Source organism: Helicobacter pylori FD535, from assembly GCF_000296015.2.
GTDB lineage: Bacteria > Campylobacterota > Campylobacteria > Campylobacterales > Helicobacteraceae > Helicobacter > Helicobacter pylori_CT.
Genome location: NZ_AKHP02000047.1, coordinates 1 through 16010, shown reverse-complemented (window position 1 = coordinate 16010; position 16010 = coordinate 1). Strand labels below are relative to the sequence as shown.

The 16010-nt window shown below is 40.8% G+C and carries 9 protein-coding genes and 1 pseudogene; 5 read left to right on the top strand and 5 right to left on the bottom strand.

Annotation, left to right across the window (positions count from 1 at the left end; genetic code table 11):
- A partial coding sequence (locus DV63_RS0209470; protein ID WP_000874665.1) for a hypothetical protein occupies window positions 1–538 on the bottom strand: 538 nt, incomplete at its 3' end.
- 79 nt (window positions 539–617) lie between these two features.
- Window positions 618–1616 carry a type I glyceraldehyde-3-phosphate dehydrogenase gene (gene gap, locus DV63_RS15560; RefSeq protein WP_000688676.1) on the bottom strand — a complete coding sequence of 333 codons (999 nt, stop codon included), beginning with the start codon at window positions 1614–1616 and terminating at the stop codon, window positions 618–620.
- Between the two features lie 142 nt (window positions 1617–1758).
- Here gap and DV63_RS15555 point away from each other — a divergent pair, with 142 nt between their 5' ends.
- The 5 genes and pseudogenes from DV63_RS15555 to hofG all read left to right on the top strand — a co-directional run bounded on the left by DV63_RS15555 (window position 1759) and on the right by hofG (window position 10649).
- The gene (locus tag DV63_RS15555) at window positions 1759–2451 is read left to right on the top strand and encodes a Bax inhibitor-1/YccA family protein (protein WP_001240219.1); all 693 of its coding nucleotides are present in this window, start codon (window positions 1759–1761) and stop codon (window positions 2449–2451) included.
- Between the two features lie 97 nt (window positions 2452–2548).
- Window positions 2549–5806, top strand: coding sequence for a carbamoyl-phosphate synthase large subunit (gene carB, locus DV63_RS15550; RefSeq protein WP_001126054.1), 3258 nt, complete (start codon window positions 2549–2551; stop codon window positions 5804–5806).
- Between the two features lie 4 nt (window positions 5807–5810).
- Window positions 5811–6242, top strand: a complete 432-nt coding sequence (locus DV63_RS15545; RefSeq protein ID WP_001229981.1) for an L-threonylcarbamoyladenylate synthase — start codon at window positions 5811–5813, stop codon at window positions 6240–6242.
- Between the two features lie 176 nt (window positions 6243–6418).
- Window positions 6419–8859: pseudogene (locus DV63_RS18060) on the top strand (TonB-dependent receptor).
- Window positions 8860–9104: 245 nt separating this feature from the next.
- Complete coding sequence (gene hofG, locus DV63_RS15535) at window positions 9105–10649, top strand: outer membrane beta-barrel protein HofG (protein WP_001248507.1); 1545 nt, start codon at window positions 9105–9107, stop codon at window positions 10647–10649.
- Between the two features lie 811 nt (window positions 10650–11460).
- Here hofG and alpB read toward each other — a convergent pair.
- From alpB to DV63_RS15520, 3 genes are all read right to left on the bottom strand, one after another.
- On the bottom strand, window positions 11461–13050 hold the full coding sequence (gene alpB, locus DV63_RS15530) for a Hop family adhesin AlpB (protein WP_000812491.1): 1590 nt from the start codon (window positions 13048–13050) through the stop codon (window positions 11461–11463).
- Between the two features lie 21 nt (window positions 13051–13071).
- Complete coding sequence (gene alpA, locus DV63_RS15525; protein WP_000592478.1) at window positions 13072–14631, bottom strand: Hop family adhesin AlpA; 1560 nt, start codon at window positions 14629–14631, stop codon at window positions 13072–13074.
- Window positions 14632–15155: 524 nt separating this feature from the next.
- A partial coding sequence (locus DV63_RS15520) for a 3'-5' exonuclease (RefSeq protein WP_020982465.1) occupies window positions 15156–16010 on the bottom strand: 855 nt, incomplete at its 5' end.

The window sequence follows — 16010 nt, the reverse complement described above, 5'->3', positions numbered from 1 at the left end:
TACGGCTAGAATTAAAATTAATCGTTTGAGCGTCATAAGTGCCTGTGATATAGCCTACATCACCCCCATTGATACCTGTGCCTCCAAAGCGGATATTCCCTCCCACATTAAGCGTGCCGCCATTGAATTTTTGCGTGAAACTAGCCCCACCAGTGCTATAAGTGGTAAGAGTGTTCAAATAATAAGTCCCAGAGCCTTGAGCGCTGCTAAAAAGACAATAAGAGTTGTGCGTGGGTGAATTAGGGCCGCTTTCAATATTATCTTGATAACTCCAAGACGACCATGACCAATAACGGCATTCGTTAGCCCTTAGGTGGGATAATCCCCCCAACGCTCCTATCAATAAAACCGAAGCTTTTAAAAAAGATTTGTTTTGATTAAAGGGCTTTTTAATGGATTTTGTTTTTTCATGGCATTTTAAGGGCTTTTCACGCTTCAAGATTTGATTCAATTTGAAAATTTTCTTTGAGATCTTATTTAATTTGAAAGATCCTTTTGAAATAAACTTAGAAATCAATCTAACCTTTTTAAACGCCACTTAAAACTCCAATCGTTTTTATAAATCCCACATTATACAACTTGATGTTAAACAAACTCAAAAAGATTCGCAAAATGACTTAATAATGATACATAAATTGCGCCATATCCACCAAACGATGAGAATACCCCCATTCATTATCATACCACCCCATGATTTTGACCATATTCTCTAGCGTGAAAGTCAAATCAGGCGCGATTATGACGCTGCTAGGGTTAGAAATGAAATCAGAACTCACCCTTTCTTTTAAATCTATCTCTAACACGCCTTTTAAAACCCCTTTGGAAGCTTCAATCAATAAATCATTGATGGGATCTTTAGGGGCCTTTTTTTCTAAAAACAAACTCAAATCTATCATGGACACATCAAGGCTAGGCACCCTCACGCTATGCCCATGCATTTTGTTTTTGAGATTGGGTAAAACTTTATGCAAAGCTAGAGCGGCTTTAGTGGTGGTGGGGATAATGTTGCTTGCAGCCGCTCTTGAGCGCCGTTTGTCCAAAGGGTGGGCCAAATCAATGAGTTTTTGATCGCTCGTGTAGCTGTGAATGGTCGTTAGCATGCCCTCTTTAATGCCAAAAGCTTTATCTAAAATAGCGCAAATGGGCGCGATAGCGTTAGTCGTGCAAGAAGCGTTAGAAACAATGGCTTGGTTTTGATAGCAGAAATGATTGACCCCATACACCAAAGTAGGGTATTGTTTTTCATCGTATTCGCCCATAAAGGGAGCGGATAACAGAACCTTTTTAGCCCCAAGCAAAAGATAATTTTCTAGCGTTTTAGGCTCTAAAAACTTCCCTGAACACTCTAGGATAACATCCACGCCTTTCAAGTCTTTGATGCTATTAAAAACAGGGATTTCTAACGAGCCGATAATGAGCTTATGATTAGAGTAACGCGCTTCTTTATGGAGTAGCCCATGCGCACTGTCATGCTCTAAAAGATAAGCCAGGATTTCCCAATTAGCAGGGTCATTGATGCCTACCACTTCTAGTTGAGGGTTTGTATCGCTACGCTCTAAAACCGCTCTTAAAACGCATCTCCCAATGCGGCCAAATCCATTGATAAAAATTTTCATCGTAACCATTATCCTATTTTCAGACTTCAATTTCAATTTTAGGGGGTTTTGTTTGGTATTTTACTACATTTTGCGCTATTATATTGGACCTAGCTGTAGGGTTAATTAAATTATTTATTGAGTTGAATTCAAGGAGTAAAACATGGCATTGTATGACAGAGCTGATTCTCATAATGCGTATGCAGAAAATTCTTTATTGCATGAAAGCGAGCTAGTAAGTTTTGTTAAAACGACTTACAAGTTCTTTGCAGGCAGTTTGTTGCTAGCGACTATTGGGGCGTTATTGGGTTTAATGAATTTTCAAGCCGTAGTCCAATATAAATGGGTGTTTTTTATCGCTGAAATTGCGGCGTTGTTTGGTTTGATGTTTTCTAAATCCAAACCCGGATTGAATCTATTCATGCTGTTTGCTTTCACTTCATTATCAGGGGTTACTCTAGTGCCTTTGTTGGGTATGGTGATTGCAAAAGCTGGTTTAGGAGCGGTTTGGCAAGCTTTAGGCATGACAACTATTGTTTTTGGTTTGATGAGTGTGTATGCCCTTAAGACTAAAAACGACTTAGCGAACATGGGTAAAATGCTCTTTATCGCTTTGATTGTGGTGGTGGTGTGTTCGCTCATTAACTTGTTTTTGGGTAGCCCCATGTTCCAGGTTGTCATTGCGGGAGCGAGCGCGGTTTTATTCAGTCTTTACATCGCTTATGACACCCAAAACATCGTTAAAGGCATGTATGATAGCCCCATTGATGCGGCGGTGAGCTTGTATTTAGACTTTTTGAATGTCTTTATTTCTATCTTGCAAATCATTGGTATTTTTTCAGACAGAGACAAATAGTTTGAAAAAATAGGGGGGGACGCCACGCAAAAACCTAATAAAAATATTCTAAAATATTGATAACGCTTCGTTGATATTCTTTCTTTAAGGATTAGTTATGCCTAAACGCGCCGATATTTCCAACATTCTACTGATAGGATCAGGCCCTATTGTGATCGGGCAAGCTTGTGAGTTTGACTACTCAGGGACTCAAAGTTGTAAAACCTTAAAATCTTTAGGTTATAGAGTGATCTTAATCAATTCTAACCCGGCCACCGTGATGACTGACCCTGAATTTTCTCATCAAACTTATATCCAACCCATCACCCCAGAAAATATCGCCGCTATCATCAAAAAAGAAAAGATTGACGCTATTTTACCCACAATGGGCGGGCAAACCGCTTTGAATGCGGTCATGCAAATGCACCAAAAGGGCATGTTAGAAGGCGTGGAGCTTTTAGGGGCTAAGATTGAAGCGATTAAAAAAGGCGAAGACAGGCAGGCTTTCAAAGAAGCGATGTTAAAAATCGGGATGGATTTGCCTAAAGGGCGTTACGCTTATAGCGAGTTAGAAGCCCTAGAAGCCATTAATGAAATTGGCTTTCCAGCCATTATTAGAGCGAGTTTCACTCTGGCCGGTGGGGGGAGTGGGGTCGCTTATAATATTGAAGAGTTTCAAGAATTGGCTAAAAACGCCCTAGACGCTTCGCCCATTAATGAAATTTTGATTGAAGAGTCTTTATTGGGGTGGAAAGAATATGAAATGGAAGTCATACGAGACAGCAAGGATAATTGCATCATTGTGTGCTGTATTGAAAATATTGACCCTATGGGCGTTCATACCGGCGATAGCATCACCATCGCTCCAAGCTTAACCTTAACCGATAAAGAATACCAACGCATGCGCGATGCGAGCTTTGCGATTTTAAGAGAAATTGGCGTGGATACGGGGGGGAGTAATGTGCAGTTCGCTATCCACCCAGAAACTTTAAGAATGGTCGTGATTGAAATGAACCCACGAGTGAGCCGCAGCTCCGCACTAGCTTCAAAGGCGACCGGGTTTCCCATTGCAAAAGTCGCTACCATGCTTGCGGTGGGTTTTAGCTTAGATGAAATCCAAAACGATATTACCAACACCCCGGCGAGTTTTGAGCCTAGTTTGGATTATATCGTGGTGAAAATCCCTCGCTTTGCGTTTGAAAAATTTGCCGGTGTTTCTAGCACTTTAGGGACTTCTATGAAAAGCATTGGCGAAGTGATGGCGATAGGGGGGAATTTCTTAGAAGCCTTACAAAAAGCGTTATGCTCTTTGGAAAACAATTGGCTAGGGTTTGAATCGTTAAGCAAAGATTTAGAAACGATAAAAAAGGAAATCCGCCGGCCCAATCCCAAACGCTTGCTCTATATCGCTGATGCGTTCAGGCTCGGCGTTTGTGTGGATGAAGTGTTTGAATTATGCCAGATTGACAGGTGGTTTTTATCCCAAATCCAAAAGCTAGTCAAAGCAGAAGAAGGCATCAATTCTAGCGTTTTAACGGACGCCAAAAAATTAAGAGGGCTTAAAAGTTTAGGCTTTAGCGATGCTAGGATTGCCGCTAAAATCAAAGAAAATGAAAATTTAGAGGTGAGTCCTTTTGAAGTGGAATTAGCCAGAATGCATTTACAAATCGCGCCCCATTTTGAAGAAGTGGACACTTGTGCGGCGGAGTTTTTATCGCTCACGCCTTATTTGTATTCCACCTATGCCCCCAATCCTTTGCCCCCCATTGAAAACAAACAAGAAAAACAAGAAAAGAAAATCCTAATCATAGGCTCTGGGCCTAACCGCATCGGTCAAGGCATTGAGTTTGATTATTGTTGCGTGCATGCGAGTTTTGCTTTAAAAGATTTAAACATTAAAAGCGTCATGCTCAATTGCAATCCAGAAACTGTGAGCACGGATTATGATACAAGCGATACGCTTTATTTTGAGCCCATTCATTTTGAGTGCGTGAAGACTATCATTCAAAGGGAGCGAGTGGATGGCATCATCGTGCATTTTGGAGGACAAACCCCTTTAAAACTCGCTAAAGATTTAGCTAAAATGCAAGCCCCCATTATTGGCACGCCTTTTAAAGTGATTGATATTGCAGAAGACAGGGAAAAATTTTCCCTCTTTTTAAAAGAGCTTGACATCAAGCAGCCTGAAAACGGCATGGCTAAGAGTATTGATGAAGCTTATAGCATCGCTAATGTGATTGGTTTCCCTATTATTGTGCGCCCTAGTTATGTGCTGGGCGGCCAACACATGCAAATTTTAGAAAATATTGAAGAATTGCACCATTATTTAGAAAGCGTTACGCATGCTTTAGAGATTAGCCCTAAAAACCCGCTCCTCATTGATAAGTTTTTAGAAAAAGCGGTGGAACTAGATGTGGATGCTATTTGCGATAAAAAAGAGGTCTATATTGCCGGCATTTTACAGCATATTGAAGAAGCCGGAATCCATTCAGGCGATTCGGCGTGCTTTATCCCTTCCACTTTAAGCTCTGAAATTTTAGATGAAATTGAGCGGGTGAGCGCGAAAATCGCTCTGCATTTGGGCGTTGTAGGGCTATTGAATATCCAATTTGCTGTTTATGAAAATTCGCTGTATTTGATTGAAGTCAATCCCAGAGCCAGCCGAACCGTGCCTTTTTTAAGCAAGGCTTTAGGCGTTCCTTTAGCCAAAGTGGCGACTAGGGTTATGGTGTTAGAGGATTTGAAAGAAGTCTTGAAGTTTTATGATAAAAAAAATATCGTAGAATATTCTAAAGGCGTTTATAAGCCTAAAATGCCCCATTTTGTGGCTTTAAAAGAAGCGGTTTTCCCTTTTAATAAACTTTATGGATCGGATTTGATTTTAGGGCCTGAGATGAAAAGCACCGGCGAAGTGATGGGGATTGCTAGATCTTTAGGGCTTGCATTTTTCAAGGCTCAAACGGCTTGCTTTAACCCCATTAAAAACAAGGGGCTTATTTTTGTTTCTATTAAAGATAAGGATAAAGAAGAAGCATGCGTTTTAATGAAGCGATTGGTTCAGTTAGGCTTTGAATTGTGCGCTACAGAAGGCACGCATAAAGCTTTGGAAAAAGCTGGGGTTAAGTCTTTAAAAGTGCTTAAAATCTCTGAAGGCCGCCCCAATATCATGGACTTAATGATGAATGGGGAAATCAGCATGGCTATCAACACCAGCGATCACAAATCTCAAGATGACGCCAAACTCATTCGCGCTTCTGTGCTGAAAAACCATGTGAGTTATTTCACGACTTTAAGCGCGATAGAGGTCTTGATTTTAGCGTTAGAAGAAAGCTCTAAAGAAGACGAGTTGTTAGCCTTACAAGATTATTTAAAGTAATTTGATGGCGTTAGTGTATCTGGCTCAAAGCGATACCACGATAGGACTGCTTTCTAAAGACAGCGAAAAGCTCAACGCCTTAAAAAATCGCCCTAAAAACCAAAGCGTTTTAATCGAAAGCGCTGATTTTACCACCTTAAAAAGCCTGGTGCGCGCGCCCAACGCTTTTAAAAACCTCATTAGAAGAAGCGCTAAAACCACTTTTATTTATCCTAACTCTAAGGCCGTTCGTGTGGTTAGGGGCAGGCATGGGGATTTTTTAAAGCGTTTTAAAACGCTCTATAGCACCTCAGCCAACCTCACCCAATGCACCTATGATAAAGAGATCGCTTCCAATCTCGCTGATGCGATTGTGAGCGATGAAAGGGGTTTGTTTGAAAGCTCTAGCTCTAAAATATTCAGGCTCTATAAAGATAAAAAAGTGAGAATAAGATAAAAAAGACCTTTCGCATTCTGCGTGTTTTGAAAGGGGTTTTTGTGGGATTTTTCTAAAAGTTTATCATTTATTTATTAAAAATGGCTAGCTCTTTTAAGGTGATTGTAATATTTTTTTGATTATAATAACACCTTTATTTTTTAAGAGAAATTATTATAATAAGTAGGATTTTAAGAATGAATGACAAGCGTTTTAGAAAATATTGGAGTTTTTCTATTTTTTTGTCCTTATTAGGAATGTTTGAATTGGAGGCTAAAGAAGAAGAAAAAGAAGAAAGAAAGACAGAAAGAAAAAAAGATAAAAAAAAGAACGCCCAACACACTCTAGGCAAGGTTACCACTCAAGCGGCTAAAATCTTTAATTACAACAACCAGACAACCATTTCAAGTAAAGAATTAGAAAGAAGGCAAGCCAACCAAATCAGCGACATGTTTAGAAGAAACCCTAACATCAATGTGGGCGGTGGTGCAGTCATGGCACAAAAAATTTACGTGCGCGGTATTGAAGACAGATTGGCTCGGGTTACGGTGGATGGCGCAGCGCAAATGGGCGCAAGCTATGGGCATCAAGGCAATACGATTATTGACCCTGGAATGCTCAAAAGCGTGGTGGTTACTAAGGGGGCGGCTCAAGCGAGCGCGGGGCCTATGGCTTTGATTGGCGCGATCAAAATGGAAACTAGGAGTGCTGGCGATTTTATCCCTAAAGGTAAAGACTACGCCATAAGTGGGGCTGCAACTTTTTTGACCAACTTTGGGGATCGAGAAACCGTGATGGGCGCTTATCGTAACAATCATTTTGATGCGCTTTTGTATTACACGCATCAAAATATTTTTTACTATCGTGATGGGGATAATGCTACAAAAGATCTCTTTAGACCTAAAGCAGATAATAAAGTTGCAGGAAGTCCTAGCGAGCAAAACAATGTGATGGCTAAGATCAATGGTTATTTGAGCGAAAGGGACACCTTAACGCTCAGTTATAACATGACTAGAGATAACGCTAACCGCCCTTTAAGAGCGAATTTTACAGGCACTTTTTTACCCTATTCTTGCGGTGATTTTAACGCTTTCCCTAACGAGAAAAACCCTAGCGATTGTTTGTTTGAAAATGACGCCAGTTTGTTTAAAACTTATAGCGTCAATTTAGTGCATAACGTGAGTTTGAATTATGAAAGAGAAGGGGGGAGCCGTTTTGGTGATCCTAAATTAAAAATCAATGGTTATACAAGCATCAGGAATGTCCAAATTGATCCGCTTTTTAAGCCTAACGATATAGCGGCTAGTGTTCCTTTCACTCCAAACCCAAAACGTGGCGAAGAAAATGAATGCGTGGCGCAAGGGGGTATTTATGACGCTACTAAACAAACTTGCTCCATCACTTTTAAAAGCCTTGGAGGGGGTTCTGTGGTGGCTAATAAAAATTTATTCATCATCAATTCCGGGTTCAATGCGAATGTGATTCATACTATAGACCATAAGAATGACAATCTTTTGGAATACGGGTTGAATTACCAAAACTTGACCACTTTTGATAAAGCGATCCCTAATAGCGATTAGTTAAACCCGGCGATGCCCCTGATGCATGTTTAAGGGTTACAGGTCCCAATGATCCCAACATGAACGGGCGCTGCCAACGAAATGGCGCTACGGCGAATGTGGTTGGGGTGTATGCGCAAGCGAATTACACCTTGCACCCTATGGTAACTTTAGGGGCAGGGACTCGTTATGATGTCTATACTTTAGTGGATAAAGACTGGCAATTGCACATAACCCAAGGGTTTAGCCCTAGCGCGGCTTTAAACGTCTCGCCTTTAGAAAATTTGAATTTCAGGCTTTCTTACGCGTATGTAACCAGAGGCCCTATGCCTGGAGGTTTGGTGTGGATGCGTCAAGATAATTTGCACTACAACCGCAATTTAAAGCCAGAAATCGGGCAAAATGCGGAATTTAACACCGAATACAGCAGTCAGTATTTTGATTTCAGGGCTGCCGGTTTTGTCCAATTGATTTCTAATTACATCAATCAATTTTCTTCAACGCTTTTTGTAACCAACTTGCCCGCGCAAGATATTATTTATGTGCCAGGTTATGAAGTTTCAGGGACGGCTAAATACAAGGGCTTTTCTTTAGGCTTGAGCGTGGCGCGATCATGGCCTTCTTTAAAGGGGCGTTTGATCGCTGATGTGTATGAATTGGCTGCCACGACAGGCAATGTGTTTATTTTAACGGCAAGTTATACGATCCCACGCACCGGCATTAGCATCACTTGGCTTTCACGCTTTGTTACGGATTTGAGTTATTGCTCTTATAGCCCTTATCGTAACGGCCCTACGGATATTGACAGACGGCCTAGCAATTGCCCTAAAACGCCCGGGATTTTTCATGTGCATAAGCCGGGTTATGGGGTGAGCAGTTTTTTTATCACTTACAAGCCCACTTATAAAAAACTTGAAGGGTTGAGCCTGAATGCGGTGTTTAACAATGTTTTTAACCAACAATATATTGATCAAGCAAGCCCGGTGATGAGCCCTGATGAACCCAATCAAGACAAATACGCAAGGGGCATGGCAGAGCCTGGCTTTAACGCTAGATTTGAAATTTCTTATAAGTTTTAATAATGGAGCTAAAAATGAGGATTTCATGGGTAGCGGATCTAATCAAAAATAAAACATCCTTTAGAAGTAACAAATATATGATTTTAATCCTTTAATTTTAAACCAATTGACAATGAATGGTTATTTTTTGTAAAATAAGGTTGTAGATTTTAATTAATATTTTAACTTCATGCTGTTTTTTTTTTTTTGATTATAATTATAATCTCAACAAAAAAGATCATACAATTAAAATTAGGGAGAGTTTAGTGAGGCAAGAAAAGTATTTTTTGACTTCTTCTTTATCGCTTTTATCGTTTTTATTATGTCCTGTAGAAGCTTTTGATTATCGGTTTAGCGGTCGTGTGGAGAACTTTTCTAAGATTGGTTTTAACAATTCTCAAATCAATACTAAAAAAGGGATTTATCCTACTGAAAGTTTTATAGATATTGTAACTTTAGCGCAAGTCAAAGTCAATTTACTCCCTAAAGGCACCGAAAACCATAAGCTCTCTGTCTCTTTGGGTGGGGCGATTGCAGCCATTCCTTATGATAAGACTAAGAACGATATTAACCAAGCTAACGGGAAGATTTTTGGCTCAATTGTAGAGAATTTCATTGGGGGCTATCATGGATACTTTTTCAATAAGTATCTTGGCCCTGCTTATGCGGGGACTTCTCAATCAGCGAGCTATCATGCAAGACCTTATGTGGTGGATACCGCTTTTTTACGATACGATTACAAAGATGTTTTTGGGTTTAAAGCGGGGCGTTATGAAGCGAATATTGATTTTATGAGCGGATCGAATCAAGGGTGGGAAGTGTATTATCAGCCCTATAAGACTGAAACGCAAAGGTTAAGGTTTTGGTGGTGGAGTTCTTTTGGGAGAGGTTTGGCGTTCAACTCTTGGATTTATGAGTTTTTTGCGACAGTGCCTTATTTGAAAAAGGGAGGCAATCCTAATAACAGCAACGATTTCATCAATTATGGTTGGCATGGGATCACCACAACCTATTCTTATAAAGGTTTAGACGCTCAATTTTTTTATTATTTTGCGCCTAAGACTTATAACGCTCCTGGTTTTAAGCTAGTTTATGACACGAACAGGAATTTTGAAAATGTCGGCTTTCGCTCTCAAAGCATGATCATGACCACCTTTCCTTTATACTATAGGGGGTGGTATAACCCAGAGACAAACACTTATAGTTTAGAAGACAGCACGCCTCATGGATCGTTGTTGGGGAGGAATGGCGTTACTTTGAATATCCGCCAGGTTTTTTGGTGGGATAATTTCAACTGGTCCATTGGCTTTTATAACACCTTTGGCAATTCAGACGCTTTTTTAGGCTCTCACACGATGCCAAGGGGTAATAACACTTCCTATATCGCTAATGAAATCTCCGTAACGACTAGGCATGCCGGAATGATTGGCTATGATTTTTGGGATAATACGGCTTATGATGGGCTGGCTGATGCGATCACTAACGCGAACACTTTCACTTTTTACACTTCTGTTGGAGGGATCCATAAGCGTTTTGCATGGCATGTTTTTGGGCGCGTCTCTCATGCGAATAAGAATGCGTTAGGGCAGTTAGGGAGGGCTAATGAATACTCCTTGCAATTCAATGCGAGCTACGCGTTCACTGAATCGGTTCTTCTTAACTTTAGGATCACTTATTATGGGGCTAGGATCAATAAAGGGTATCAAGCAGGGTATTTTGGAGCGCCCAAGTTCAATAACCCTGATGGCGATTTTAGCGCTAATTACCAAGACAGAAGTTACATGATGACCAACCTCACGCTGAAGTTTTGATTTCCAATCAAATCGCAGCAAGTCTAAAAAACGCTCAAAAGCATTTTTTAAAATCTAATACTTTGTGTAGTTAGTTTTGTGAAGCGCCCAAACGCTAAAGACGATTGGGCTTCCTAGGCTGATGTTGAGGGAGAGTTTGGTTCTTGTTCTGTGTGCCTAATCATAGGGATTTTACAGAGTTTGAGCTCCAACGCATTCCTTACAGCTCTCACGCATCATATCTATAAAGGCGTAACTTTGTGCGCTTCCTACGCTAGATGCAAATGTATGGGGGTGTTATACTGCAAATTAGCGGCATTCACCCCAAACACTAAAGATGTTTAGGATTTCTGCTTGGGGGTTTTAAAAGCGGTTTTCTTGGGTTATGGGGGATTTAGTTTTGGGGTGTGTAGGGGGAAAATGATTTCAAAATACCCCCTATCCCCTTAAAAAACGAGTTTTACCATAAAATTTAGAACCACAAAATAAAGTTTTAAACCACAGAAATCCTAAACGCCTTTAGCGTTTGATCACTTTTACCATTAAAGCCGTTCTTGGGGGATAATCTCAATATTTGACAACATTTGATAAAGATTTTGGGTTGTTTTTCTAAGTATAAAAATTTTGAAGCGCTAAAGCTTTTTAAAAGTTTTTAATCAAGCGTTTTAAAATCTCAATAAGCCTTGAGCGTTAAGCTTTTTGTGAATGCTAGCTTTTAATCAAGCGTTTTAGGGGGTTAATCCCGTTATTTGATTATTGGATAAGGATTTTGGGTTGTTTTAAAGCGGAGGTTAAAGGGTTAAATCAAAGCCTATAAAAGGCCTTGAGTTTTTTAGAAGGCGTAGCCATAGACCCAATACACGCTATAAGGGCGGAAGTATTTCACTTCAGCGCCGCCAGCTTTATAATAAGTGTTGTAAATCGTAGGGATTTGCACACCGATTTCTATAGAGTGCTGGTTATGGCTTTTCAAGTCTTTTTTCAAGATACCAAAGTTCATGCGTAACCCTACATCAAACAAGAATTGGAATTTCGTCGCTGTAGGTCTGCTCGCAAGCTGAGGGCTATTTCTTAGTGTGCTGATGTAAGTATCCCCTGCGAGTTGGATCCCCCCAAAGAAGCCCGCATTAAGACTTCGGCTGCCAAAAGAGCGGCTAAACACATTGTAAAGCACATCAGTCCCCACCCCATAAGTGAGCAAATTGACTTGATTGTAAGTAGGGCCATTACCCACGCCCGCACCATTATAGCTGAAGAAGCCGTAGTAGCGTAAGCCCACATTCTTGTTTTCTCCAAAGAATTGCTTGTAACCGATTTTAGTGATAAACCCGTTAAACGCATTCACTTGAGAGCTGTTACCGGCAGCGAAATTCCCAAGCCATGGGTTAGCTTTAAGCTCGTTATTCAAAGCGGTAACTTTAGCCAAAGTGTTTGTGGTGTTGTTTAATAGCTGGGTAGAGCGCGCTTGATCAATATTCCCGCCATAGCTCACTTGATAGCCTGTTGAATTGCTGATGTTAGCGTTGTTGGCTAGCGTTAAAGCGTTTTGAGAAGTGTTGACGATGTTTTGCACCAAGCTGGTAAATTCCTTAGCGCTCAAATCGTTCCCAGCGTTAGCGGAGTTGAAAACATGCTGCGCTAAAGCGGCGTCCAAAAACGCTCCTGCAGTCCCGCTATCACCGCTTGGCCCCATAGTGATTGAAGCTTGCTTTAAGACATAAGCGATTTGTTGGGCGGTAACACCACTTCCATAAACTTGATTAGTGTGGTTTTGAAAAATCCCACCCGCTTGGTTATTAGCGTTTAAGAATGAGTTCATGTAAGTCAAATAAACGCTAGCGGTGTTAAGCTCACTGAGCTGGTTGGAGAGATTTTGGCTCGTGGTGTTGTTGTTGCCTTGAAAGATATTGTTTTTGAGGTTTTGACTCAAAGTTTTGATAGAACTAACCATTTCGTTATAAAGAGCCAGGTTACCTTGGAAACAAGCACTAGAACTAGTAGCAGCAGCTGCGGTCGCACTACCACTACTACCATTATTAGTAGCACCACATTGATGGATATTAGAAGTGTTTAAAGTGGGATACAAATCAATCAAATTGCCTAGTTGGTTCATAAAGAGGTTGCCCAAAGTCCCGGCGACATTGCCCCCTGCGCCTGCAATATTGATATTGGTGTTGTTTGTCGTATTAGAGTTTAACAAGCCGGCTAATTCTTCGGCTTTGATTTTACCCGGGTTTTTCACTTGTTGGACCACCTGACCTAATTCATACCCAAAGGTCATAAAGCCCCCATCTTCTTCAGCGCCCACTGGATTGAAGCTCAAGCTTAACGCTAGGCTTAAAGGGGCTAAGAATCTTACTTTTTGAGATTGTGTCATTAAATTTTCCTTAATCATTTTGAATGGCTTTAAATTTTGTTTCATGTTTGTCTCTTCCCCCCTTTCTTAGAATGAATACCCATAAGACCAATAAACGCTATAAGGACGGAAATACTTCACGGTAGTCCCTGCTGATTTGTAATAAGTGTTATAAATCGTAGGCACCACTACGCCAAATTCCACCGTGTGCTGGTTGTGGCGGTTGGATTTCCCGTCCAACTTACCGAAGTTCATCCTCATACCGAAGTCAAAGAGGAACTGGAAGTGCGTGTTATTGACTTTCCCATGCAATTTCACATTGGGATCATCTCTGAGCGTGGATTGGAAGGTCTCACCGGCCAATTGGATACCGCTAAAAAAGCCCATATCCACAGAGCGGTTTTGATACGAGCGGCTAAAGATGTTATACAACACATCAGTGCCCACCCCATAAGTGTATAACCCTACATTATTTTGAGTGGATCTAAAGCCCACGCTCGCTCCGTTATAAGAGAAGAAACCATAATAGCGCAAACCGATATTCCTTTTCTTCCCGAAGAATTGCTTATAACCTATTTTGGTGTAAAACCCGTTTAAAATATTCGTTGAACGGCTGTTCCCGGCTCTGAATTGGGGCAAGTAAGGCATGCTTTTTACCTGATTGTTGAGCGCAGTGATTTTATCCAAAGTGACTTGCACGTTATAAAGAGCGTTAGGGAGCTGACTGGCGCGCCCTTGCACAGCGTTAGCTTGGTTGCTATTTATCCCAGCGCTACTAACCGCGCTCCCGCTAATGGTGTTTTTAGTGAGCTCGTTATAAACCGCTTGAGATTGATCAATAATGCCTTGCACCAAACCTGTAAAAACGGCCGAATTGAATTCCTTATTCCCAATGTTAGCAGCTACGGCAGAGTTGAAAGCTTCTAAGAGCAATTCATCTTGCTTGAGCAAGTTCGCTGCGTTATTTAAGATATTTTGTTGGCCTTGAAGGTATTGGATAGCTTGTGAAGAGTAAGTTTGACCATCTGAACCAGTCGCACCATTAGCACCACTACCACTAGTAGTAGCAGTCCCATTATTCTCTAAAGCCTTATTCATCGCATTAAAAAACACATTCGCCGCATTCAAGTAGGTGAGCTGTTGTTGCATGTTGGGGAAATTGGTGTTCGTGCCGTAGTTAGTCTGGCTGCCGATCGTGCTTAAAACCCTGTCAGTCAAGCTAGGGAGCCAGTAATAGCCCGCAGCGGTGCAAGCGCTTTGAGTGTTAAGAGAGCTGCCACCAACCGTCCCTGCAGCCGCGCAAGTCCCACTGCCTACCGCACCACTTAAAAGAGCGTTCGCGGACACATCGTTACTATTGAGTTTCGTGGGATACGCCCCCAAAAGCGAATAAAGGTATTGGGAGAAAGCGTTACTCAACGCCCCTGCGACATTGCCTCCGGTGTTGTTGTTTAAGATGTTGTTCGTTACATCAGCGTTAAGCTCTCTGGCGAGTTCGTCGCTTTTAGCGCCGCCTGGGTTTTGGACATCTTGCATGACTTGCCCGAGCTGATAACCGACGGTGAAAAACCCTCCATCATCTTCGGCATAACTTATGCTAGCGCAAAGGGCTAGACTAAGAAACAGCGTTCTATTCTTCTTTATCATGATTTTCCTTATCAATGGGATGCTCCTTGATTGAGTTTAAATTTGGGATTTAGTTACATCAGAGCTTGTAAATAATGTTTAGTAATACAAATTGTTAGATGTAATTAGTGGTATTTTCACATAAGAAAAGTTAAACTAACCTTAAAAATCCCCTTAAAACCCCCTTATAAAGGAAATAAAGTTACAAGCATTGGAGCGCTTTTTACAAAAAAAAAAAAACGGAATTTCATGGGGGATTAGCCTTAAATTTTGGGGTTTTACAAAACGCTTTTTGGCATTTTTAGGTTTTTTAAACTATAATCACGCCAACGCAAATAATCATTTTAAGTTATCTCTTTTGTTGTGAAAATTTGGAGCATGTTAGGGTTTGGGGTGATAGTTGGGTGGTTACCCCGAAAGGAGATAACCGACTATGAAGTTATTATTAGTAGCAACGCCATTATACTAAAATTTTGGCTCTAGCGCAAGCTGGAGCTAAAATCTATGGTTGCTAGCGTTTTAAACAAACAATACAAAAACCAATTTTATTTTGAATCGGGTTTCAAAAGTCCCGCTTCATACAAAAACACCGAGGGCTTATGCTCTTTAGGTTTGGCGTTTTCTCTCAATTCGTTTTTCGCATAAGAAAGCCATAAATTTTCCTTAGCCCTTGTGATAGCGACATAAAAAAGCCGCCGCTCTTCTTCAATGCCTCCACCGGTATTCATAAGCTTATGGTTAGGGAAACGGCCTTCCATTAAATCTATAATATAAACATCTTTAAACTCTAAGCCTTTAGAAGCATGCACGCTCAATAAATTCACGCCCTCACCTTGTGTGGCTTCACTAGAGCCTATTAAAGTGCCGTTTAAAAAACGCCCTAAATTTTGGTAATTTTTCGCCAAAGAACTCATCAAGTCCATTTTTTCATTGAAGCGTTTTTGCGCTTGGAGTTTTTTAAACTCGTTATAAGATCCGTCCTTATTTTTGGAGCGCTCTTTTAAAAGGCGTGTTTTAAAGGTTTGAAAAAACGCGCTTTCTAGAATGTGTTGGATTAAAGCGCTAGGGGAATGGGTAGGGGCTTTGGTATAAAGAGTGAAAAAATCGCTAAGCGTTTTAGCCCCATTGAGTGAGATTTTAGGGTGCATCAACACCGGGTGCGAATGAAACGCTTTATCTATCACGCTGTTAAACCTTGAGCTGTTTTCTAGGGCAAAAATTTCTTCAAAAAGCCCCATAGAGATGATTTCTTTTTTCTTCGTGTAAATTTTGGCTTCTTTATTTGGGTGGGTTAGGGCTAGTTTGAGATCGCCATTGCCTAAAAGCATTAAAGCTTCATGAATGTCTTTAGCGGTGTTAGAGCCAATATCGCTGATATAGCTTAAAACATGAATGGCTGC

Coding starts and splice junctions, on each gene's coding strand:
- gap (WP_000688676.1), bottom strand. CDS start 1,616: ATGAAAATTTTTATCAATGGATTTGGCCGCATTGGGAGATGCGTTTTA.
- DV63_RS15555 (WP_001240219.1), top strand. CDS start 1,759: ATGGCATTGTATGACAGAGCTGATTCTCATAATGCGTATGCAGAAAAT.
- carB (WP_001126054.1), top strand. CDS start 2,549: ATGCCTAAACGCGCCGATATTTCCAACATTCTACTGATAGGATCAGGC.
- DV63_RS15545 (WP_001229981.1), top strand. CDS start 5,811: ATGGCGTTAGTGTATCTGGCTCAAAGCGATACCACGATAGGACTGCTT.
- alpB (WP_000812491.1), bottom strand. CDS start 13,050: ATGAAACAAAATTTAAAGCCATTCAAAATGATTAAGGAAAATTTAATG.
- alpA (WP_000592478.1), bottom strand. CDS start 14,631: ATGATAAAGAAGAATAGAACGCTGTTTCTTAGTCTAGCCCTTTGCGCT.